Below are 21,069 nucleotides of genomic sequence, written 5' to 3'. Positions count from 1 at the left end.
CCGCCATGAAATGGTTTTTAGATCTCACCACGCGCGTCAAGCTCTTGCTCGGTTTCGGGCTGATGGTCGTTTTCCTGGCGGCCGCGATCTTCACCGCCTACAGCGGCATCAGCGCCATCCAGCAAACACAGAAAAACCTGTATGAGGAGGACTTCGCCAATGCCATGAATCTCTATGCCGTCAGATCCAATATTAATGGCATGCGCGCAGCGCTGCTGGACATGATACTGGTGAGCGCGCGGTCCGAGCAGGAGACATGGCATCAGGACGTCAAGAGCCGGACCAAGGAGATAGACACGGCCATGCAGCAACTGCTTGCGCGCAACCGCAACAATCCGCAGTTGCTTGGCCGGATTGAGGAGCTCAAGGCACCCTTGGATAGCTTCGTTCAGGCGATGGACGCACAACTCATCCCCCTGATCTATGCCGGCAAGACCAGCGAGGTGATGGAGTTGGTCTTCGGCGTGCAGGCGGAACGCTACCGGAAAATGCGCGCCATCGCCCAGGAGCTGACAAGCGACGCCGAAAAGCAGGCCCAGGCCAATGTCGCACAGGCAGAACTCAGGGCGAGTGAAACCCTGCGCATCTTCGCGCTGGTCGGCGTAGCCGCGCTGCTGCTGGGCATCATGATGGTGTGGTTTCTGACCCGGGTCATTGCCGGACCTCTGCGGGAGATCGTGGGGGTTGCCGAACGGGTGGCTTCCGGTGACCTCACGGTCAACGTGCGGGCGGATAACCGGACCGATGAGGTCGGTGTCCTGGCGCAGGCGTTCCGCCGCATGGTGGAAGGTCTGCGTGAGATGAACCGGGAGATGAAAGAAGGCATCAACGTCCTCGCTTCCTCCTCCAGCGAGATATTGGCGTCCACCACCCAGGTGGCCGCCGGTGCTGCCGAGACCGCCACCGCCGTGAGCGAGACCACCACGACCGTCGAGGAGGTGAAGCAGACGGCGCAGGTCGCCAGCCAGAAGGCGAAGCAGGTCTCGGAGGGTGCGCAAAGGGCGGCGCAGGTGTCGCACGGCGGGCGCAAGTCCGTGGACGAACTGATCGAGGGTATGAGCCGCATCCGCGAGCAGATGGAATCCGTCGCCGAGAGCATCGTGCGCCTGAGCGAGCAAAGCCAGGCCATCGGCGAGATCACCGCCACGGTCAACGACCTGGCGGAGCAATCGAACCTGCTCGCCGTCAACGCCTCGATCGAGGCGGCCAAGGCGGGCGAGCACGGCGCGGGTTTCGCGGTGGTGGCCCAGGAGATCAAGAGCCTGGCGGAACAGTCCAAGCAGGCCACGGGTCAGGTGCGCGCGATCTTGGGCGACATCCAGAAGGCGACCGGCGTCGCGGTCATGGCGACCGAGCAGGGCAGCAAGGCGGTGGAGATTGGCGTGAAACAGTCGGCGGAGGCCGGCGAGTCCATCCGGTTGCTCGCCGACAGCATCACCGAGGCCGCCCAGGCCGCCACGCAGATCGCGGCCTCGAGCCAGCAGCAGATGGTGGGCATGGATCAGGTGGCCCTGGCCATGGACAACATCAAGCAGGCGAGCCTCCAGAACATGGCGGGCACCAAGCAGGCCGAGACCGCCGCGCACGGCCTGCATGAACTGGGGCAGAAGCTGAGATCCATGATCGGTAGCCAAAGAGGCTGACTATTGCCCCCCCGGATCGGAACAAGGCTATGGCCAATAAAAACGACGATTTCCTGAAAAAGCTTCTCGCGACGTTCAAGCTCGAGGCGGAAGAACACTTCAGTGCCATGTCCTCCCTGCTAGTGGCGCTGGAAGACTCGCCCGGCGCGGACGAACGGCAGAGCCTGGTTGAGACCCTGTTCCGGGAGGCACACAGCCTGAAAGGCGCGGCGCGGGCGGTGAATCTGTTGCCGATCGAGTCGGTCTGCCAGTCGCTGGAAGACGTTCTGGCCGGGCTGAAAAACCGCAACATCGGTTTATCGGCTGACCTGTTCGATGTTCTGCATCAAGTGGTGGACAGCCTCGGCGCGATGCTTGCCTCCGCTACGGCGGGACAGACAAATTTCGACGACAGCCGCATCGCGAACCTCAAGACATTGCTCAAACGCGCGCAGAAGGACGCCGTTGCGCCGCAGGTACAGCGTCCCGGCAAGAAAAAGCCAACAAGGAAAAAAGCCGAAGTCCCGCCGCCGGCAGCGGGGACAGCGAACGCGGTTCCCGCCGTCGTCCCGCTGAAGAAAAAACCAACAGAGAAAGCTGAAACCGTCCGGGTAGCGACCGCCAAGCTCGATACGCTTCTACTCCAGACCGAAGAATTACTGTCACTGAAACACGCCGTCGGCCAGCGCACCGCGGATCTGCGGGCGCTCGGCGGCGCGCTGAAGATATGGACAAAGGAATGTGCCAAGGCGTATCGCGACGCGCGCGGCGTTCAGCGCGCGCTGGAAAAAAACGGCGGACGCAACGGAAAACCGGACGGCATGGAGAAAAAGCGAACGGGGATGAATCAGCTCGTCGAGGCCCTGGAGCGCGGCGATCTCCTTGGCAAGTCGTTCGACAACAGGGTGTCGCTATTGATGAAGGCGGTTGAGCAGGATCACCGCATGCTGGGCGGGATGGTGGACAACCTCCTCGGCGACATGAAGAAGATATTGATGCTCCCGTTCGCGTCGCTGCTGGAGATTTTCCCGAAACTGGTGCGCGACCTCTCGCGCGACAGGCGCAAGGAAGCGGAACTGCTGGTCCAGGGGGCGGAGATCGAGATTGACAAGCGCATCCTGGAGGAGATGAAGGACCCGCTGATCCACCTGGTGCGCAACAGCATAGATCACGGGATCGAGGATCCGGCGCAGCGGCAGCGCAAGGGCAAGTCCTCACGCGGGCAACTCTCCATCGCCATCGCGCAAAAGAACGGCGGCAAGATTGACATCCTTGTTTCCGACGACGGGGCGGGCATTGACGCGGCAAAGGTCAGATCCGCCGCGGTCAAGCATGGCGTCATCACGCAGGAGGACGCGGAGAAATTGACTGAACCGGATACGCTGTCTCTCATCTTCCGCTCAGGTGTATCCACCAGTCCGATCATCACGGATATCTCCGGCCGGGGGCTGGGTCTCGCCATCGTGCGCGAAAAGGTGGAGAGATTGGGCGGCGCTATCTCCGTGGAAAGCCGGTCCGATGGCGGCACGTCATTCCGGATTGCTCTGCCGCTGACGCTCGCCACCTTCCGCGGACTGCTGGTGCAGGCGGGTGAGCGCGTGTTCGTTGTTCCCGCCGCCAGCGTCGAGCGGGTGGTGAGGGTGCGGGGAGACGACATCAAGACGGTGGAGAACCGCGAAACAATTCAGCTCCACGGGCGGACACTTGCGCTGGTACGGCTGGCGGACGTGCTGGAACTCCCGCGCCGCGCCGCGAAACAGGGTGGGGCATCGGGCGCGGCGGCGGTCATTCTCGGCCTGGGAGCAGAGCGCATCGCGTTCATGGTAGATGCCGTTCAGGGCGAACAGGAGATACTGGTCAAGGGCCTCGGCGCGCAGCTTGCGCGCGTGCGCAACATCGCCGGCGCCACCGTGCTCGGTACCGGCAGGGTAGTGCCGATCCTCAACATCTCTGACCTGATGAGGTCAGCCGTGAAGATCGCCGCCGCGCCGGTCGCGGTCGCCGCCGCGGAGACGCCCGCTCAGAGAAAAACCATTCTGGTAGCGGAGGATTCCATTACCGCCAGGACACTGGTGAAGAATATTCTGGAGGCTGCCGGCTACGATGTCAGGACGGCGGTGGACGGCGCTGAGGCGTTCGCCTTGCTCAAAACCGAGAAGTTCGATCTGGTGGTGTCGGACGTGGAGATGCCGAGAATGGACGGGTTCGATCTCACGGCGAAGATACGCGCGGACAAGAACCTGCCGGAATTGCCGGTGGTGCTGGTCACGGCGCTGGAATCGCGCGAACATCGCGAGCGCGGGATTGACGCCGGCGCCAACGCCTATATCGTGAAAAGCAGTTTCGATCAGAGCAACCTGCTGGAGGTTGTGAAAAGGCTCATATGAAAGGAATGATCGATGTCCTGGTTGTGGAAGACTCTCCGGTGATACGGGAGTTCCTGGTTCATACGCTCAGTTCGGATCCGAAGATTCGCGTGATCGGAACCGCAGCCAATGGTGAGGAGGCGCTGGAGCAGATAAGGAAAAAGAAGCCGGACCTCATCACCATGGACATCCACATGCCGAAGATGGACGGCTTTGAGGCCACGCGCCGGATCATGGAAACGTATCCCGTGCCCATCATCATCATAAGCGGAAGCAGCACCGGCGACGAAGTGGCCACGACCTTCCGCGCCCTGGAGATGGGTGCGCTGACGGTGATTCCGAGGCCAAACGGCATCGGACACCCGATGTACGAGGCCACGGCGAAGGAACTGGTTCAGACCGTGAAACTGATGTCGGAAGTGAAGGTGGTGAAACGCTGGGCCCGGCCGGTCACCGCCGCGACCACACGGCCATCCCCGGCGGGGGCAGCGGGTGTCGAACGCGCCCCGGCCAGGATAGGTATCGTCGCCATCGGCGCATCCACCGGTGGGCCGCAGGCGCTGCAGACAGTTCTGTCCGGGCTTCCCGAAGATTTTCCGGCGCCGGTGCTGGTGGTGCAGCACATCGCGCCCGGATTTCTGCAAGGGCTGGTGGAATGGCTGGCCGGATCATGCGCGCTGCCGGTGCGTATCGCCGGCCACGGCGAGACGCTTCAGCCGGGACAGGTTTATATCGCGCCGGACGGATTTCAGATGGGGGTGCGGCGCGGCGGAATCATCGTCCTGAGCCAGGATGAAACGGAAAACAACCATTGCCCGTCGGTATCCTGTTTATTTCGCACCGTTGCCGAAGCGTACGGCCGCAACGCGGCCGGTGTGCTGCTCACCGGCATGGGAAAAGACGGCGCGGAAGAACTGAGGCTGATGAAAGAGCGCGGCGCCGTCACAATCGCACAGGACGCGCAGAGCTCGATCGTTCACGGCATGCCGGGCGAGGCGATCCGCCTCGAGGCAGCGGTGCACGTGCTGGCGCCGGAGCGGATCGCCGCCGCGCTGACCGGCCTGGTGAAGAAAAGATGAAGTGGCCACCGGAACGCAATAAAAATAAGGAGGGTGCGGGACATGAACGCCAAACCAAGATCGGGTAAGAAATCCGAGCGGCAAAGAACGAAAGTCCTGATCGTCGAGGACAGCCCCACGCAGGCCGAGCAGCTCACACATCTGCTCGAAGAGCGCGATTTCCATGTCACCCACGCGGCCGACGGCGAGCAGGCGCTTGCCGAAGCGCGCCGGCGCAAGCCGGCGCTGGTCATCAGCGACATCGTCATGCCGCGGATGGACGGCTATACCCTGTGCAAGACCATCAAGTCAGACAAGAAGCTGAAGGATGTTCCGGTGATCCTGGTGACCTCGCTTGTCGGCGTGCAGGACGTCATGAAGGGCCTGGAGTGCGGTGCAGACAACTTTATCCGCAAGCCGTACGACAAAAAATACCTGCTCGCGCGCATTGATTACATCCTGATGAACTGCGAGCTGCGCAAGAATCAAAAGATGCAGATGGGGGTGGAGATCCTGCTGGGCGGCCAGAAACATTTCATCACCGCCGAGCGCCAGCAGATCGTGGATCTGCTGATTTCGATTTACGAGGAGGCGGTTCACCTCAATGAGGAACTCAAAACACGGCAGCGCGAGCTCGCGCACTCCAACCAGTCACTCAGCGGGCTATACCGCGTCGCGGCGGGTTTAAACGCCGCGGCCACCGAGCATGAGGTGGCCAATAAAGCGCTGGAGCGGGCGTTGGATCTGCCCGGTGTCCGCGCCGGCTGGATCGTCCTGCACGAAAACGATACCGGTTTCCGCATCGCGGCCGCGCGCAACCTGCCTCCCGCGCTAGAGGCGACCGGGGCGTTCGAGGGCGATTGCCTGTGCCGGCGCCAGTTCCTTTCCGGCCAGCTCGACGGCGCAACCAATATTATGGAATGCGAGCGGCTACGCAGGATAAACGGCGAGGCGCACGGCCTGCGTTACCATGCCAGCGTTCCGCTGTGGATCGGCGACCGCCGTCTGGGAATCATGAACCTGGTCGGCGCCGACGAAACGCTGTTCGATGAAGACGACCTGAGAACGCTGCACGGCGTGGGCAACCAGGTCGCCATCGCCTTGGAGCGCGCCCGGCTGCACGAGCACCTGGAAAGCCTGGTGGAACAGCGTACCGCAGCCCTCACTGCAGAGATCGAGGAGCGCAAGCGCGCGGAGGCCAGGGTCATGCGCCTCAACCGCGTGTACGCAGTTCTGAGTGGCATCAACACGACGATTGTGCGTGTTCGCGAGCCTCAGGAACTGTTCGACGAAGCCTGCCGCATCGCGGTGAAGCATGGCCAGTTCACGTTCGCGTGGATGGGCACGTTTGACGTGGACACGCAGCAGGTCACGCCGGTCGCCAGAGCAGGCCGCGACGACGGGTATCTGGATCAGATCAACCTGACCGCCGCGGCCGATACCCCTGGAAACTGCCGGTTGACGGCGGAGGCGATCACACAGGCGAAGCCGGTGATCTGCAACGATATCGCATCGGATGATCGCATGAATATCTTGTGTAACGAGGCATTGAGCCGCGGTTATCGCTCCGTGGCAGTGTTTCCGCTGATTGTAGAGGGGCGGCCGGTCGGCGTGTTCGTGCTCTATGCGCCGGAAGCGGGTGTTTTCGACGAAGAGGAGATGCGGCTGCTGGTCGAGATGGCGGGCGACATTTCATTCACCATGGATAAGCTCGAAAAGGAGGAGAGGCTTAATTATCTCGCCTACTATGATGTGATTACCGGCCTGCCGAATCGGGCGCTGCTCCAGGATCGGGTCGAACAGCGAATCGGCGCCGCATACCGTGATCATAAAGTATTTCCCGTAGTCATGTTCAACCTCAATCGATTCAGGAGCATCAATGAAACCCTGGGCCGGCAGGTTGGCGACGATCTGTTGCGCCAGGTCGCGCAGCGGCTGCAGGGAGTGCTCGGTGGAACGGACATCCTTGCCCATTTTTCAGCCGACTACTTCGGCATCGTCTCCCGCCGCCATGATGAAAAAGTAAACATCGTTCATGTCCTGGAACGTATGTTGTCGGCGATTCGGGATCAGTCGTTCCTGATCGGTGGGCAGGAGCTGCACGTTTCGGCGAGGATAGGGGTATCGTGTTATCCCACCGACGGCGAGGACGCCGAGACCCTGTTACGCAATGCCGATGCGGCGCTGGGAAAAGCCAAGCTTTCCGGCGACAGGTACCTGTTTTACGCTCCTGAGTTCAATGCCCGCGCTGCCGAGAAGCTGACGCTCGAAAACAAGCTGCGCCGGGCGCTGGAACAGGAACAACTGGTGCTGCATTACCAGCCCAAGGTCAATCTCAAGAACGGGCGGATTTGCGGGTTGGAGGCGCTGCTGCGCTGGAACGATCCTGAAACCGGCCTGGTGCCGCCGATGAAGTTCATTCCCTTGCTCGAAGAAACCGGAATGATTATAGAGGCAGGTCAGTGGGCCTTGGAAAAAGCGGTATCGGATTCTCTGGTGTGGCAGACGAAAGGGCTGCGATCTCCAAGGATCGCCGTCAATGTCTCTCCGGTTCAGTTACAACAGAAAGATTTCGTCAGCATGATGGAGCGCGTGGTGAAGGGTGACGGAGATGTGGCCGGCAGGCTGGAACTCGAGATAACCGAGAGTCTGGTCATGCAAGACATAGAGGCCAATATCCAAAAGCTCCGGGGCATTCGGGAGATGGGCATCGAGATCGCGATCGACGACTTCGGCACCGGCTACTCCTCGCTCAGCTATATCGCCAAGCTGCCTGTCAACGCCTTGAAGATCGACCGGGCGTTCATCATAAACATGACCAGCAACGCTGATGACCTGAGCATCGTCTCCGCCATCATTTCCCTGGCGCATTCCCTGAAACTGCGGGTGATTGCAGAAGGCGTGGAGACCGAGGAGCAGGCGAATTTGCTGAGGCTGCTCAAATGCGACGAGATGCAGGGGTACTTGCTCACTCCAGCGGTTCCGGCGGAGCAGATAGAGCAGTTTTTGCGAGAAAAGAAAGCGCTGCCGGGCACCTGAATGAGATCGCCGCATCCGCCCATACTTTCCCTGCGCACCCGCAACGGCGGAACGCAGCGACATGCCGAATGCCGCCATGGCAGTCGGTAAGAGCGAAAAAGGTCATTTTCGCTTTGCGCCATTTCTCAAACCCCTGCAGCGTGTTTGAAAAATGGCGGCCCATCCCTGGGCTGCACGCAGGCTGCTTCTCAACAACCTGCTAAGCCATGATGCCGCAGGGGGGGCAGTCGCAGGCTCTTCCTTGGGGTGTATTTTTGGCGTACAATGCTGGGATTTTCAGGCTCTTGCCGTCTGGGCACGTGGGCCGATTTTGAGGGTAGAGGACGCATGGTAACCATACGCATGGCTCGTGGCGGCGCGAAAAAGCGGCCATTTTACAACATCGTTGTGACAGATAACCGTCAGCCGCGCGACGGGCGCTATATCGAGCGCGTAGGATTCTATAATCCTGTCGCCACCGGTGGCGAAGTAAAGCTGACGCTGGACAATGAACGGATTGGCTACTGGATATCCAAGGGCGCAAAGCCGTCCGAGCGTGTTGCAGGGCTCATCAAGAATCACGCGGCCTGAGTTGTCCGGCGGCGGTGCAGGAGCACCAAGCCTGATCGGGGTAGGCCGGGTTGCAGGCCTGTTTGGGGTGCGCGGCTGGTTGAAGATTGTTTCCTACACGTCGCCGCTGGAAAATATCCTGCACTACCGTCCGTGGTATCTGCGTGCAGCTAACGCAGCAACGGATGCGCCGTGGCTGGAACAGGCGGTCGCAGAGAGTCGTAGCCAGGATAAAGGCATTGTGGTTCGGTTTGAAGCGCATCAGGATCGTGATGCTGCCCAGTCGATGCTGGGGGCGGAGATCGCTGTCAACCGTGATCAACTGCCGCCGCTGGGGCAGGGTGAGTATTACTGGGCTGACCTGGTAGGTCTCAAGGTGGTGACGCTGGCGGGGCTTGAGCTCGGCGTGATTGATCACCTGCTGGAGACCGGTTCGAATGATGTGCTGGTGGTCAAGGGTGAACGGGAACGGCTGATCCCCTATATCCCGGGACAGGTGGTGCATGAGATTGACCCTGCGCAGGCCGTGATGCGCGTGGATTGGGATCCGGAATTTTAGCGGTGGAAATAGCAGTCGTTACGCTGTTCCCGCAGATGTTTGATGCGCTGGCGGATTATGGCATTACCAGCCGGGCGCTGAAGAGCGACGTGCTGCGTCTCACGCGCTGGAATCCGCGCGATTACGCGCATGATCGCCATCACACGGTGGATGACCGCCCTTACGGGGGCGGCCCCGGCATGGTGATGCAGGTACAGCCGCTACGCGACGCGATTAATGCCGCACGCGGCACGGGCGGGGACAGGGCCCATGTGGTCTACCTTACGCCACAGGGGCGGCGGCTGGATCAGGCCGGAGTAGAGGCGCTTGCCGCGCATGCGCGCCTGGTGCTGGTGGCCGGGCGCTATGAGGGGATAGATGAGCGCGTGATCGCCACGCAGGTTGATGCAGAATGGTCGATCGGTGATTATGTGCTCTCCGGTGGCGAGCTGGCGGCGATGGTGATGATTGATGCCATCACGCGCCTGTTGCCGGGCGCGCTGGGGCATGAAGATTCGGCGTTGCAGGATTCGTTTTCGGGCGGGCTGTTGGACACGCCGCACTATACGCGGCCCGAGGAGATTGACGGGCTGCGGGTGCCGGAGGTGCTGCTGAGCGGGGATCACCGCGCGATAGCGCGCTGGCGCGCCAAGCAGTCACTGGGACGTACCTGGCTGAGAAGGCCCGAATTGCTGGAAGGTATTGAGCTTACGCAGGAACAGCGCAGTCTGCTGGATGAGTTTATTAAAGAACAAAACTGATGTTAAATATTTAGGACAGGGATACACCACCATGAGCAACATCATTCTGCAAATCGAAGCCGAACAAATGACGCGTAAGGTACCGGATTTTTCGCCGGGCGATACCGTCGTAGTGCAAATCAAGGTCAAGGAAGGCACGCGTGAGCGTTTGCAGGCCTTCGAGGGTATAGTGATTGCGCGCCGCAATCGCGGGCTCAACTCCGCCTTTACCGTCCGCAAGATATCGCACGGCGAGGGCGTGGAGCGTGTATTCCAGACCTACAGCCCGAGCATTCACGACATCAGCGTGAAGCGTCGTGGCGCAGTGCGTCGTGCCAAGCTCTACTACCTGCGCGAGCTGAAAGGCAAGGAAGCGCGCATTCAGGAAAAGCTGTAGCCGTCTGTGGCCGCGCCGGTCGCTGAAACGACCTACGCGGCCATACTGCCTGCCCCTGCGGATTTACGGGTCAAGCTGGGTGTGCGCCTGCACTCCTCCGCCCTTGTCAGTATCGATTTTCTTCCCTCGCACCATGCTGATCTCACACCTGCCACAGCCCTCGCCCTGCGAGTGACGGAGCAGTTGCGTCGCTATTTCACTGATCCGCGCCATGTTTTTTCAGTCCCGCTGGCGTTGCAGGGAACCCCGTTCCAACAAAAGGTATGGCGGGCGCTCATGCGCATCCCGCCTGGCGCCACCCTCAGCTATGGCGCGCTGGCCGCGCAGCTGACAACCGGCGCCCGCGCTGTAGGCAATGCCTGCCGTGCCAATCCGGTGCCGATTATCGTGCCCTGTCATCGCGTGGTGGCGCGGGACGGCATGGGCGGCTATGCAGGTGCAGCTACAGGTCGCAACCTCCAACTCAAGCGCTGGTTGCTCAGCCATGAACAGCGTGGCGGCTGAACACCCGCCAGTATTGCTGTCAGAGGCCGAGCAGGCGCTGATTGAGAGTTTTCTCGACCGCGTGTGGATGGAGCAGGGGCTGAGCACCAACACGCTTGCCGCTTACCGCAATGATCTGCAAGGGTGCGCGCGCTGGCTGGCAGAAAGACAGTGCAGCCTGATGGATTGCGAGCGCAGACATGTATTGGAGTATCTGGAGGTGTGTGCCGGACAGGGCAGAAAGCCCCGCTCGCGTGCCCGGCTGATTTCGGCCTTGCGCCGGTTTTACCGCTTTTGGTTGCGGGAGGGTCGTATGGCGCAGGATCCCACTGCGCAGGTGGACATGCCGCGCACAGGGCGCAATCTGCCCGCGTCGCTGACGGAGGCGGAGGTCGAGGCGCTGCTGGCCGCGCCGGTGGTCGAGACTGCGCTGGGGCTGCGTGACCGTGCGATGCTTGAGTTGCTCTATGGTTGCGGCCTGCGGGTCTCTGAATTGGTGCAGCTCACGGCAGCACAGATCAACCTGCACCAAGGGGTGTTGCGGATCACCGGTAAAGGCTCGAAAGAGCGCCTGGTGCCCTTCGGTGAAGAGGCGCGGGTATGGCTGGAGCGGCATCTGGCGGAGTCCCGGCCACAGTTGCTGCAAGGGCGGACGTGCGCCTTTCTGTTCCCTACGCGGCGCGGTGGGGCGATCACCCGGCAGGGGTTCTGGTATCTCATTAAACGCCACGCACTGCGTGCTGCGATTACCAAGCCGCTGTCACCCCACACCCTGCGTCACGCGTTTGCCACCCACTTGCTGAATCACGGCGCTGATTTGCGCGTGGTGCAGATGTTGCTGGGGCATAGTGATTTATCCACCACCCAGATTTATACCCACGTTGCGCGTGAGCGTTTAAAAAATCTGCATGCGCAGCATCATCCGCGTGGGTGAGGCGATGAAATCGCCGAACGCCCGGCCATGGAGGGCCGGGCAGGGATTTGTTTGTAAAGCTGAAGTTTCGCCGGGACGGCAACAGATTTCTCCAGTCATGAGTAGAGTTTTCCAACGTTTCCGTAAATAATAGGCACTATGCCATCATTCGACGTAGTCTCTGAAGTTGACATGCATGAACTCGCCAATGCGCTTGACCAGTGCAATCGCGAGATCGGTACGCGCTTTGATTTCAAAGGCAGCGGAGCCAACGTCGAGCAGGCAGCAGCGCTGCTCACGCTGCACGCGGACAACGAGTTCCAGATCAAGCAGATCAGTGACATCCTGCACAGCAAGCTGGCCAAGCGCGGTGTCGATGTCGGCGTGCTCAAGGCAGACAAGATTGAGATCAGTGGCAGCAAGGCCTTGCAGAAAATCACCGTGCGCCAGGGTATCGAGAGTGATCTGGCCAGGAAGATCGTCAAACTGATAAAAGATTCAAAGCTGAAGGTGCAGGCGGCCATTCAGGGCGAACAGGTACGTGTAAGCGGCAAGAAGCGTGACGACCTGCAGGAGGTGATGGCGCTGCTGCGCAACGCCAAACTTGAGTTGCCGCTGCAATACATCAATTTTCGTGACTGATACTGACTAAATAAGGATGAGACGTGACACATAAATCAATGGCGGCGGGATTGTTGGGTTTTCTATGGTTGGGCGTAATCGCACCCGCTATGCCCGTGGAAGATACCACCAAGCTCAAGGCTGCACTGGCCACCCTGTTACCTGGAACCACACCAGACAGTATCAAGCCGTCTGCGATTCCGGGCATGTATGAGATTGGCTACGGTGCTACCGTGCTGTACATGACCCTGGACGGCCGCTATCTGTTGCAGGGTGATCTGATTGATGTCGAGCGTGGCGAGAACCTGACCGAAGTTAACCGGAGCCAGGCCCGTCTCAAGATAGTCAGCGCCATCGACGAGAACAGCATGATCGTCTACGCGCCAAAGCAGGTAAAGCATACGATTACGGTGTTTACCGACCCGGATTGTGCCTACTGCAGGAAGATGCACGGTGAAATGCCGGCATACAACAAGCAGGGCATCAAGATGCGTTACCTGGCCTTCCCGCGTAGCGGGGTGGATACCCCATCATATGAGAAATCGGTTTCCGTGTGGTGTGCCAAGGATCGCGCGGTGGCCATGACCCGGGCCAAGCGCGGTGAGGAGATGGCGAAGAAAACCTGTGACGATCCGGTGCAGATACACCTGCAGGCCGCCAGGAAAATCGGTATTTCAGGCACACCTACGCTTATCCTCGAAGATGGCAGCTTGATACCGGGCTACGTCCCGCCAGAGAGGTTGGCGGAGATTCTCGGCGCACGCACTGGAGGCTAGAGAGCCTCTTATTTATTCAGAGGCTCCCTATGGTGCAGGGATGCACCGCTGTTTATCAACCGCCCAAGTGCTTGATTAAACGATGAAGGGCAAAAACCACGTGGGTTGCTTTCATCGCTGGAAAATCCGGGGATGGAGCTTTCGGGGCTTCCTTTAGGTCAGCAAGGTTTTGGCGTTGGCGCGGCGCTGCTCGTAGGCCTCGCGCGCAATGCGCACGTCTTCGAGGAACCAGGGCAGCTCTTTCAGCGTGAGTGCCTGCGGTCCGTCCACCAGCGCCTTGTGCGGCGCCGGGTGAAAGTCTATCAGTATCATGTTGGCCCCGGCAACGACACCCTGTGCAGCCACATGCACAATGTCGAGGATGCCATCAGGCGCCATGTCGCGCGTACCCACGGAATGGGATGGATCAATGCAGACCGGCATGCGGGTGAGACGTTTCACCACCGGCACATGGGCGAAGTCGACGAAATTGCGGTGTGGATCGCCCGCGTTGGTCTTCATGCCGCGCAGGCCAAAGACCACATTACGGTTGCCTTCGCTGGCAAGATATTCCGCCGCGTTGAGTGATTCCTCCAGCGTAATGCCGAAGCCGCGTTTGAGCAGCACTGGAAATTCGTGCTGTCGTCCGACCACCTTGAGCAGCTCGAAGTTCTGGGTGTTGCGGGTTCCGATCTGAAGCACGATGCCGGTAGGGTTGCCGGTCTGGCGTAGCGCCTGCCGTATTTCCTCCACGTGTGACTCGTGCATCACTTCCATTGCAATGACCTTGATGCCGTATTTGCCTGCGAGCTCGAAGACATACGGCAGGCAGTTCTTGCCGTGGCCCTGGAAGGAGTAGGGGTTGGTGCGCGGCTTGTAGGCGCCCATACGGGTACAGACCTGGCCATGATCGCGCAGGGCCTGCATCATCATTTCGACGTGTTCGGGTGTATCGACGGCACACAGGCCGGCGAAAATGTTGAGAGTGTCCTGCCCGAAACGCACACCGTTATAGTCGAAATGGGTGTCGCGGTTGTCATCCTTGTGGCGGCCAAGAATGCGGTATTCCTCGGTTACCCGGACCGCGCGTTCGACACAGGGCAGATTGTTCATGTCCTCCAGCCCGAGCGACAGCGTATTACCGATCAGGTAAATCTCGGTAAGGGTACGTTGCGCGCCTACTTCATCATGCACGCGCACCTTGATCTCGGAAAGATTTTCGAGATGCTTGATAAGCGTCTGGTAGTCAGCGCTGTGCTTGTCGGTGTCCGGCTTGAGGATGAGTATCATGATGGAATCTGCTTGCGGTTTAGATGGTTTCCGGAGCGGCCTGGCCCGACCTGTTCAAGCCGCGCATTATGGCACAATCAGGCGCGGGGGGCACGTTCCAGAGCAACCGCGTAGTAGGTGTCGGTAGGGTGGCGATGGCTGTAGAGGTGGAGGGCTGGGGTGGTTTCCGGGAGGCTGATGGGCACATGCCTGCGTGCCAGAATGGCGCCCGCAGGCAGGATGCTGAACTCGGGCTGCTCGGCCAGAAACGCCTCAATGACTGCCTCGTTCTCTTCGTGCAGCGGGCTGCAGGTGGCGTATACCAGCCGCCCGCCCGGTTTGACCAGTTCGGCCGCCGCCGCCAGTATGCGGCGTTGCAGTGCTGTGATTTCGTCGAGCGCGTGTGCCCGCCATTTGATGTCCGGGTTACGGCGCAGTGTGCCCAGCCCGGTGCAGGGCGCGTCCACCAGCACGCGGTCTATTTTGCCGCGCAGGCGTAATACGCGTGGGTCGCGTTCATGCTCTATGACAACGCTGCGTACTGTGTCGAGGCCAGCGCGCCGCAGACGGGGCTTCAGCTGGTCAAGCCGTCTGGCAGAGACGTCGAAGGCATAGAGGGTGCCGGTGTTGTCCATCAAGGCACCCAGGTGCAATGTCTTGCCGCCGGCACCGGCGCAGAAGTCCACTACCATTTCCCCCCGTCGTGGTTCCAGCAGCGGGGCAAGCAGCTGGCTGCCCTCATCCTGTATCTCGATCAGCCCCTCGCTGAAGGCGCGGGTTTTAAACAAGGGGCTGCGCGCCTGCCGTCGCAGGCACACCGGCGAAAGGGCGCCGGGTTCAGTGGGGTAACCCTCCTGCTCCAGCAGGGCAGCGGCTTCTGCGGGGGTGGTCTTGAGCGTATTGGCGCGCAGGTCGACTGGCGCGGGTTGATTCAGCGCTGCTGCCAGTGCAAGGGTTTCCGCCTCGCCCAGTTGCGCCGCCAGCCGCTCGTACAGCCAGTCAGGCATATCCGCACGTACGGCAGCGGGCAGGGCGGAGACATCGGTTGCACGAATATGCGCCACCTGCTCCCGGATCCCGGGGCGGCAGCCTGCCTGTTCCAGGGCGCGCGCACTCCAGCCCTGCACGGCGGCAAGATAGGCGGCGACGGTGTCCTGTGCAGCAGGTGACGGGCCCAGAAAGTGTTCCAGCAGACGTTTACGCCGCAGGCAGCCGTAAACGGTTTCGGCGACGAAGCCCCGGTCGTTGACGCCCATGTTGCGGTGTTTGCGGAAATACGCCTGCATCTGCTGGTCGGCGGGTAAACGGCCACGCAGGATCAACTCCAGCAACTCGGCGGCACGCGCCAGTGGAAAATGTTTCATACGGTGTGGGGTGTTAATCGCAGTAGCGCCGGGTCAAATCCTGATAGGCGTCGATGCGTCGGTCGCGCAGATACGGCCAGATACGCCGCACCTGTTCATTGTGGGCGAGATCAATTTCAGCGATCAGGGTAGTCGGCGTATCTTGTGGCGCCTGCGCCAGCAGCTCACCCTGGGGGCCTGCGGTAAAACTCGAACCCCAGAAGCGGATTCCCGCGCTACGCCCCGTCGGGTCGGCTTCAAAGCCGGTACGGTTGCACACCAGCACCGGCAGGCCATTGGCCACGGCGTGTGCACGCTGGATGGTAATCCAGGCCTCACGCTGGCGCGCCTGCTCCTGCGCATCATCGTTCGGATCCCAGCCGATGGCAGTCGGGTAGATGAGCAGGTCGGCACCGCCGAGCGCCATCAGGCGCGCGGCCTCCGGGTACCACTGATCCCAGCACACCAGCACGCCCAGCGTCCCGCGCGAGGTCTTGATCGGCGTGAAGCCCAGGTCGCCCGGCGTGAAATAGAATTTTTCGTGATAGCCCGGATCATCCGGGATGTGCATCTTGCGGTATTTTCCGGCGACAGTGCCGTCCCGTTCCAGCACGACGGCGGTATTGTGGTAGATCCCTGCCGCGCGCCGTTCGAACAGCGAGGCAACAATGACCAGATCCAGTTCGGCGGCAAGTGCACCGATAGCCTCAGTGGCGGGGCCGGGGATGGTCTGGGCGAGATCAAAGTTGCGTGCGTCTTCGGTCTGGCAGAAGTAGGGGCCGAGATGCAGCTCCTGGAGTACCACCAGTTGTGCGCCCGCACGGGCGGCTTCACGCACCGCCTGCAGGCTGGCTGCAAGATTGGCGTGCACGTCAGAGGTCTGAACCTGCTGCTGTATCAGCGCGACGGTGAGTCGTTTTGTTTCCATGGGCACAGTTTACAGTACTGCGGCGGGTATCTGCATGGTCACGCAATGCAGACTGCCGTATTGGCGGATGAGCGGCAGACAGGGGATTGCGATGATGCGGCGATCCGGAAAGCATGACTGCAGTACAGCCAGTGCGGCTGCATCTGCCGGGTCATCATAGGTGGGTGCGAGCACCGCACCATTGATGATCAGAAAGTTGGCGTAACTGGCGGGCAGACGCTTGCCATCCTCGCCGTATTTGGCCTTGGGCCAGGGCAGGGCAACCAGCCGATAAGGGGTGCCGGAAGACATCCGCAACGCGCGCAGCTCCTGCGCCATGGCGTTGAGTTCGGCGTAATGTTCGTCATGGGGGTCATCGCAGGCCACGTAACAGATCGTGTCCGCAGCGCAGAAGCGCGCCAAGGTGTCGATGTGGCTGTCAGTATCATCGCCGGCGAGATAGCCGTGCCGGAGCCACAGCACGCGGGTGACGCCCAGCCACTCGCGCAAATACGACTCGATCTGGCTACGGGTGAGCGTGGGATTACGCTGCGGCGACAGCAGGCAGCGCTCGGTAGTGAGCAAGTTGCCAGCACCGTCCACCTCCAGGCTGCCGCCTTCCAATACAAATCCCAGAGTAGTGATGGGTGTGGCGCCAAAAGCGCCCTGGCCATGCAGTCGACGGGTCAGGGTGTTGTCCAGGCTGGCGTCGAATTTTCCGCCCCAGCCGTTGAAGCTGAAATCAAGCAACTCCAATGTGCCGTCCGTAGTGACAGTGATGGGGCCGTGGTCGCGTACCCAGGTATCATTGGAGGGGGCGATATACAGGCCGACGCGGCCAGGGTCGATGCCGGCCTGGTGCAGCAGTGTTTGTATGTGTGTGCGATGCCCGGCATCGTACGCGCTGATGATGAGGTGCTCGTGTTCAGCCGCAGCGTGTGCAATGGCAATAAACACCGGCTCGACTTGCCTAAGCCACGGACGCCAGTCGCTGTGGACATGCGGCCAGGTGAGCATGATCGCCTGTTGCGGTGACCATTCGGGGGGCAGGTGGGTGTTTGGATGGGTTTTATATTGCATATTTAACTTTAGTATTGTTTTATATCTTATTGTTAATAATTGTGTTTTTTATTATTATAAAAATTTTTATGAGGCCCCGCCTCGTTGCCAATCCATTGTCTCATTTAGCGTGCACTACTTGCACTGAGATATACAACGGTTCTTTTCCCGGTGACCCAGCGTATCTTCACGCTGAGCGACAGTTTCTGATTACCCGATACATGGCTGGATTTTCCAGGGTTGTTTCAGATAGTACAGACTGGGCGCTCCCAGTTTTATTGCGGGGCTCAAACAGCAGGGGTAGCCTGTCTCGGCACCCGCTGAGGCGCATTTTTTTTATGAATATGTTTTAATGTGGACTCATGTTCAGGCCGCTGGAACTCTTCGTAGGACTGCGCTATACGCGCGCCAAGCGCCGTAATCACTTCATCTCGTTTATTTCACTGACTTCTATCCTCGGTATCGCGCTGGGCGTCGCGGCACTGATCACCGTGCTTTCGGTCATGAATGGCTTCCAGCGTGAGATACGCGAGGGGATTCTGGGTATGACTGCGCATGCAACACTCACCGGTGTCGATGGCACGCTCAGCGACTGGCGCGTGCTGGAAAATCAGGTCTTGCAGCATCCGCGTATTCAGGGCATGGCACCCTATATCGAGGCGCAAGGGATGCTGACCAACGCGCAGGTGGTAAGTGGCGTGCTGGTACGGGGCATCCTGCCGCAAGAAGAACCCAAGGTCTCCTACATCGACCAGAAAATGGTGGCCGGGCAACTGGCCGATCTTACGCCGGGGTCATTCGATATCGTGCTGGGGCAAGCACTGGCCCGTTATCTGGGTGTGGAGGTAGGCGACAAGGTCACACTGGTGACGCCGCAGGCGATGGTGACGCCTGTGGGTGTATTGCCGCGCCTGAAGCGCTTCACGGTAACAGGCATATTTCACGTCGGCAACAATGAATATGACGGTAACCTGGCCTTGATGCACATGGAGGATGCTGCGCGCCTGTTCCAGATAGAAGGCAAAGTAACAGGTGTGCGCCTCAAACTGGATGACCTGTTTTTGGCGCCGACAGTGGTGCGTGACCTCATGCAGATATTGCCGGCGCAGTACATGGGCACAGACTGGACGCGTCAGCATGTCAGTTTTTTCCGGGCGGTAGCACTGGAAAAACGCATCATGTTTATTATTCTCACGCTGATTGTCGCGGTCGCAGCATTCAATATTGTTTCTACCATGGTCATGGTAGTCACTGACAAGCAGGCTGATATTGCGATTCTGCGTACACTCGGCGCCACACCGGCGAGCATACTTGCCATTTTCACGGTACAGGGGCTGGTGATAGGTATTATGGGCACCCTGCTGGGCGCAGTAAGCGGAGTGGTGCTGGCGCTCAATGTCGAGACCCTGGTGCCGTGGATCGAGCATACCTTCGGTGTGCAATTTCTGTCGGCGGAGGTGTATCTGATCAGCGAGGTACCATCCGACATGCACTGGAGCGATGTCATCAGCATCAGTGCGGTAGCCTTCGTGCTGAGCCTGCTTGCCACACTCTATCCGGCGTGGCGGGCCGCCCGCTGCCAGCCAGCGGAAGCCCTGCGCTATGAATAGTACGCCGGTGTTGGAGTGTCGGGGGCTGACGAAGACGTTTAGCGAAGGCGGCTTGTACGCGGAGGTATTGAAAAACGTGGACCTCTCCATCGCTGCTGGCGAGAGTGTGGCCATCATCGGTGCATCGGGTTCTGGCAAGAGTACGCTGTTGCATCTGCTCGGCGGGCTGGATGTTCCCACAGCCGGGGAGGTGTGGGTGCAAGGGCGCAGCATGGCAACCTCCAGCGATGCCGAGCGTGGACGGTTGCGTAATCGCGCGCTGGGCTTTGTGTACCAGTTCCATCACCTGTTGCCTGAATTTACTGCGCTGGAAAATGTGAGTATGCCGCTATTGATTCGTGGACTCGCGCCACATGAGGCGGAAGCAAAGGCGCGAGTACTGCTGGAAAAGGTCGGATTGGTGACACGCCTTGAGCACCGGCCAGGCGAGCTGTCCGGTGGCGAACGCCAGCGGGCGGCTGTGGCGCGTGCACTGGTAACCTCGCCACAATGCGTGCTGGCGGATGAGCCCACAGGAAACCTTGACCGGCGCAATGCCGGGCAAGTGTACGAACTGATGCTGGAGATCAATGCAGCATTGCACACCAGTCTGGTAGTGGTGACGCATGATCCGGCACTGGCTGCCCGCATGCAGCGGGTGCTTACCCTCAGCGATGGTGTATTGCAGGATGTGGTACAGTAATCATGCTGAACGGGGAGGGGCGGGCAGCGTGACACAGGCTGGGTTAATGGCAGGTAGACGAACGTGCTAGAAATTATCAAGGCAGGCGGCTGGCTGATGTGGCCGATATTGTTGTGCTCTGCCGCCGCCACCGCCATCATCCTTGAACGTTTCTGGGCTCTGCAGACCAGGCATGTCGCACCGCATTACCTGCTGGGGCAAATCTGGCATTGGGCCAAAAGCAACCAGATCAATGCCGCCCAGATCGACAATCTGCGCAAGAGTTCTCCGCTGGGTTGCATATTGGCTGCTGGCCTGGTCAATCTGCATCACAGTCGTGAGGTCATGCGCGAGAGTATCGAGGAAACCGGGCGGCATGTGGTGCATGAGATGGAGCGCTTTCTGAATGCGCTTGGCACTATCGCATCCGTGACGCCACTGCTGGGTCTGCTGGGTACGGTTTTCGGAATGATAGAGGTATTTAACTCCATCAACGTGCATGGTGTCGGCAATCCCTCGGAAATGGCAGGCGGCATCGCCAAGGCACTGATTACCACGGCGGCTGGCCTGTGCGTAGGTATCCCCAGCCTGATGTTTTACCGTTACTTTCGCGGACGCATTGACGAACTGGTGGTAGCGATGGAGCAACAGGCTATCAAGATGGTTGAGGTGTTGCACGGCGACCGCGAGCATGAGGCGCATCCATGAACCTGCGTCGCACCACCCGCGAGGATCCGGAGCTGAATCTGATCCCGCTGATCGACGTCGTGTTCATGTTGCTCATCTTCTTTATGGTGACCACAACATTCAATCGTGACTCCGGTATCAAGCTCACGCTGCCTGAAGCATCTGCCGAGGCCGATATCGAGCAGGAGCAGAAACTGGAGATCGTGATTGACGCCGAGGGGCGTTACTATATCGACCAGCAGTTGGTGGTGAATACGGCACCGGAAACCCTGAAGCGCGCCTTGCAGCAGTCACTCGCACAGAACAAGGATGTACCGGTCATCATCAGCGCCGATGCCAAGACACCCCATCAGGCAGTCATTACCGTTATGGATGTTGCCCGACAGCTTGGGCTGGTGAATTTCACCCTGGCCACGCAGAATCCCGCAGCAGGACAGCCCTGAGACAGCGTG

At 60.1% G+C, this 21,069-nt stretch carries 20 protein-coding genes; 16 read left to right on the top strand and 4 right to left on the bottom strand.

The window, feature by feature from the left end; all coding sequences use genetic code 11:
• Positions 1-5: 5 nt before the first annotated feature.
• The 12 genes from Q8L89_01115 (at position 6) to Q8L89_01060 (ending at position 13,102) form a co-directional block, all read left to right on the top strand.
• Positions 6-1,643: a methyl-accepting chemotaxis protein gene (locus Q8L89_01115; protein MDP1707667.1), complete on the top strand. Its 1,638-nt coding sequence runs from the start codon at positions 6-8 to the stop codon at positions 1,641-1,643.
• A gap of 29 nt (positions 1,644-1,672) precedes the next feature.
• Positions 1,673-4,009, top strand: coding sequence for a hybrid sensor histidine kinase/response regulator (locus Q8L89_01110; protein ID MDP1707666.1), 2,337 nt, complete (start codon positions 1,673-1,675; stop codon positions 4,007-4,009).
• A gap of 5 nt (positions 4,010-4,014) precedes the next feature.
• Positions 4,015-5,067 carry a chemotaxis response regulator protein-glutamate methylesterase gene (locus Q8L89_01105; GenBank protein MDP1707665.1) on the top strand — a complete coding sequence of 351 codons (1,053 nt, stop codon included), beginning with the start codon at positions 4,015-4,017 and terminating at the stop codon, positions 5,065-5,067.
• A gap of 42 nt (positions 5,068-5,109) precedes the next feature.
• Complete coding sequence (locus Q8L89_01100; protein ID MDP1707664.1) at positions 5,110-8,085, top strand: EAL domain-containing protein; 2,976 nt, start codon at positions 5,110-5,112, stop codon at positions 8,083-8,085.
• A 327-nt stretch (positions 8,086-8,412) separates the two neighbouring features.
• Complete coding sequence (rpsP, locus tag Q8L89_01095; protein MDP1707663.1) at positions 8,413-8,655, top strand: 30S ribosomal protein S16; 243 nt, start codon at positions 8,413-8,415, stop codon at positions 8,653-8,655.
• A 1-nt stretch (position 8,656) separates the two neighbouring features.
• A complete protein-coding gene (gene rimM / locus Q8L89_01090) occupies positions 8,657-9,193 on the top strand; it encodes a ribosome maturation factor RimM (protein MDP1707662.1) in 537 nt (178 codons plus the stop codon).
• Between the two features lie 2 nt (positions 9,194-9,195).
• Positions 9,196-9,933, top strand: a complete 738-nt coding sequence (trmD, locus tag Q8L89_01085; protein MDP1707661.1) for a tRNA (guanosine(37)-N1)-methyltransferase TrmD — start codon at positions 9,196-9,198, stop codon at positions 9,931-9,933.
• A gap of 31 nt (positions 9,934-9,964) precedes the next feature.
• On the top strand, positions 9,965-10,309 hold the full coding sequence (gene rplS / locus Q8L89_01080) for a 50S ribosomal protein L19 (protein MDP1707660.1): 345 nt from the start codon (positions 9,965-9,967) through the stop codon (positions 10,307-10,309).
• Between the two features lie 6 nt (positions 10,310-10,315).
• Entirely contained in the window at positions 10,316-10,813 is a 498-nt protein-coding gene (locus Q8L89_01075) for a methylated-DNA--[protein]-cysteine S-methyltransferase (protein MDP1707659.1), read from the top strand.
• Positions 10,794-11,726 (top strand): site-specific tyrosine recombinase XerD, encoded by a 933-nt coding sequence (gene xerD, locus Q8L89_01070; GenBank protein ID MDP1707658.1) that lies wholly within the window; start codon positions 10,794-10,796, stop codon positions 11,724-11,726. The genes Q8L89_01075 and xerD overlap by 20 nt, the downstream gene beginning before the upstream one ends.
• Before the next feature lie 138 nt (positions 11,727-11,864).
• Complete coding sequence (locus tag Q8L89_01065) at positions 11,865-12,347, top strand: YajQ family cyclic di-GMP-binding protein (GenBank protein MDP1707657.1); 483 nt, start codon at positions 11,865-11,867, stop codon at positions 12,345-12,347.
• A 23-nt stretch (positions 12,348-12,370) separates the two neighbouring features.
• Positions 12,371-13,102, top strand: a complete 732-nt coding sequence (locus tag Q8L89_01060; protein ID MDP1707656.1) for a DsbC family protein — start codon at positions 12,371-12,373, stop codon at positions 13,100-13,102.
• Between the two features lie 153 nt (positions 13,103-13,255).
• On the opposite strand, the gene Q8L89_01055 is transcribed toward Q8L89_01060, so the two are convergent.
• From Q8L89_01055 to Q8L89_01040, 4 genes are all read right to left on the bottom strand, one after another.
• A complete protein-coding gene (locus Q8L89_01055) occupies positions 13,256-14,371 on the bottom strand; it encodes a 3-deoxy-7-phosphoheptulonate synthase (protein MDP1707655.1) in 1,116 nt (371 codons plus the stop codon).
• Positions 14,372-14,448: 77 nt separating this feature from the next.
• On the bottom strand, positions 14,449-15,714 hold the full coding sequence (locus tag Q8L89_01050; protein MDP1707654.1) for an RsmB/NOP family class I SAM-dependent RNA methyltransferase: 1,266 nt from the start codon (positions 15,712-15,714) through the stop codon (positions 14,449-14,451).
• Positions 15,715-15,727: 13 nt separating this feature from the next.
• Positions 15,728-16,621 carry a carbon-nitrogen hydrolase gene (locus tag Q8L89_01045; GenBank protein MDP1707653.1) on the bottom strand — a complete coding sequence of 298 codons (894 nt, stop codon included), beginning with the start codon at positions 16,619-16,621 and terminating at the stop codon, positions 15,728-15,730.
• Positions 16,622-16,630: 9 nt separating this feature from the next.
• Positions 16,631-17,680: an agmatine deiminase family protein gene (locus Q8L89_01040; GenBank protein ID MDP1707652.1), complete on the bottom strand. Its 1,050-nt coding sequence runs from the start codon at positions 17,678-17,680 to the stop codon at positions 16,631-16,633.
• Between the two features lie 341 nt (positions 17,681-18,021).
• Here Q8L89_01040 and Q8L89_01035 point away from each other — a divergent pair, with 341 nt between their 5' ends.
• From Q8L89_01035 to Q8L89_01020, 4 genes are all read left to right on the top strand, one after another.
• Positions 18,022-19,269: a lipoprotein-releasing ABC transporter permease subunit gene (locus tag Q8L89_01035; protein MDP1707651.1), complete on the top strand. Its 1,248-nt coding sequence runs from the start codon at positions 18,022-18,024 to the stop codon at positions 19,267-19,269.
• A complete protein-coding gene (gene lolD, locus Q8L89_01030) occupies positions 19,262-19,951 on the top strand; it encodes a lipoprotein-releasing ABC transporter ATP-binding protein LolD (protein ID MDP1707650.1) in 690 nt (229 codons plus the stop codon). The genes Q8L89_01035 and lolD overlap by 8 nt, the downstream gene beginning before the upstream one ends.
• Before the next feature lie 63 nt (positions 19,952-20,014).
• Positions 20,015-20,638, top strand: a complete 624-nt coding sequence (locus Q8L89_01025) for a MotA/TolQ/ExbB proton channel family protein (GenBank protein ID MDP1707649.1) — start codon at positions 20,015-20,017, stop codon at positions 20,636-20,638.
• Entirely contained in the window at positions 20,635-21,060 is a 426-nt protein-coding gene (locus tag Q8L89_01020) for a biopolymer transporter ExbD (GenBank protein ID MDP1707648.1), read from the top strand. The genes Q8L89_01025 and Q8L89_01020 overlap by 4 nt, the downstream gene beginning before the upstream one ends.
• Positions 21,061-21,069 lie beyond the last annotated feature (9 nt).

This window comes from Gammaproteobacteria bacterium (assembly GCA_030680605.1).
GTDB lineage: Bacteria > Pseudomonadota > Gammaproteobacteria > SURF-13 > SURF-13 > JAQBXX01.
The sequence above is the reverse complement of the archived record's forward strand: the minus strand, read 5'-3'. Positions and strand labels throughout refer to the sequence as shown.

Bases quoted from the DNA above. Each gene is read 5' to 3' on its own strand.
- Q8L89_01020 (MDP1707648.1), top strand. From the start codon at position 20,635: ATGAACCTGCGTCGCACCACCCGCGAGGATCCGGAGCTGAATCTGATC.
- lolD (MDP1707650.1), top strand. From the start codon at position 19,262: ATGAATAGTACGCCGGTGTTGGAGTGTCGGGGGCTGACGAAGACGTTT.
- Q8L89_01040 (MDP1707652.1), bottom strand. From the start codon at position 17,680: ATGCAATATAAAACCCATCCAAACACCCACCTGCCCCCCGAATGGTCA.
- Q8L89_01065 (MDP1707657.1), top strand. From the start codon at position 11,865: ATGCCATCATTCGACGTAGTCTCTGAAGTTGACATGCATGAACTCGCC.
- Q8L89_01110 (MDP1707666.1), top strand. From the start codon at position 1,673: ATGGCCAATAAAAACGACGATTTCCTGAAAAAGCTTCTCGCGACGTTC.
- Q8L89_01050 (MDP1707654.1), bottom strand. From the start codon at position 15,714: ATGAAACATTTTCCACTGGCGCGTGCCGCCGAGTTGCTGGAGTTGATC.
- rpsP (MDP1707663.1), top strand. From the start codon at position 8,413: ATGGTAACCATACGCATGGCTCGTGGCGGCGCGAAAAAGCGGCCATTT.
- Q8L89_01035 (MDP1707651.1), top strand. From the start codon at position 18,022: ATGTTCAGGCCGCTGGAACTCTTCGTAGGACTGCGCTATACGCGCGCC.
- Q8L89_01045 (MDP1707653.1), bottom strand. From the start codon at position 16,621: ATGGAAACAAAACGACTCACCGTCGCGCTGATACAGCAGCAGGTTCAG.
- rplS (MDP1707660.1), top strand. From the start codon at position 9,965: ATGAGCAACATCATTCTGCAAATCGAAGCCGAACAAATGACGCGTAAG.
- Q8L89_01055 (MDP1707655.1), bottom strand. From the start codon at position 14,371: ATGATACTCATCCTCAAGCCGGACACCGACAAGCACAGCGCTGACTAC.
- Q8L89_01100 (MDP1707664.1), top strand. From the start codon at position 5,110: ATGAACGCCAAACCAAGATCGGGTAAGAAATCCGAGCGGCAAAGAACG.
- Q8L89_01105 (MDP1707665.1), top strand. From the start codon at position 4,015: ATGATCGATGTCCTGGTTGTGGAAGACTCTCCGGTGATACGGGAGTTC.
- xerD (MDP1707658.1), top strand. From the start codon at position 10,794: ATGAACAGCGTGGCGGCTGAACACCCGCCAGTATTGCTGTCAGAGGCC.
- Q8L89_01115 (MDP1707667.1), top strand. From the start codon at position 6: ATGAAATGGTTTTTAGATCTCACCACGCGCGTCAAGCTCTTGCTCGGT.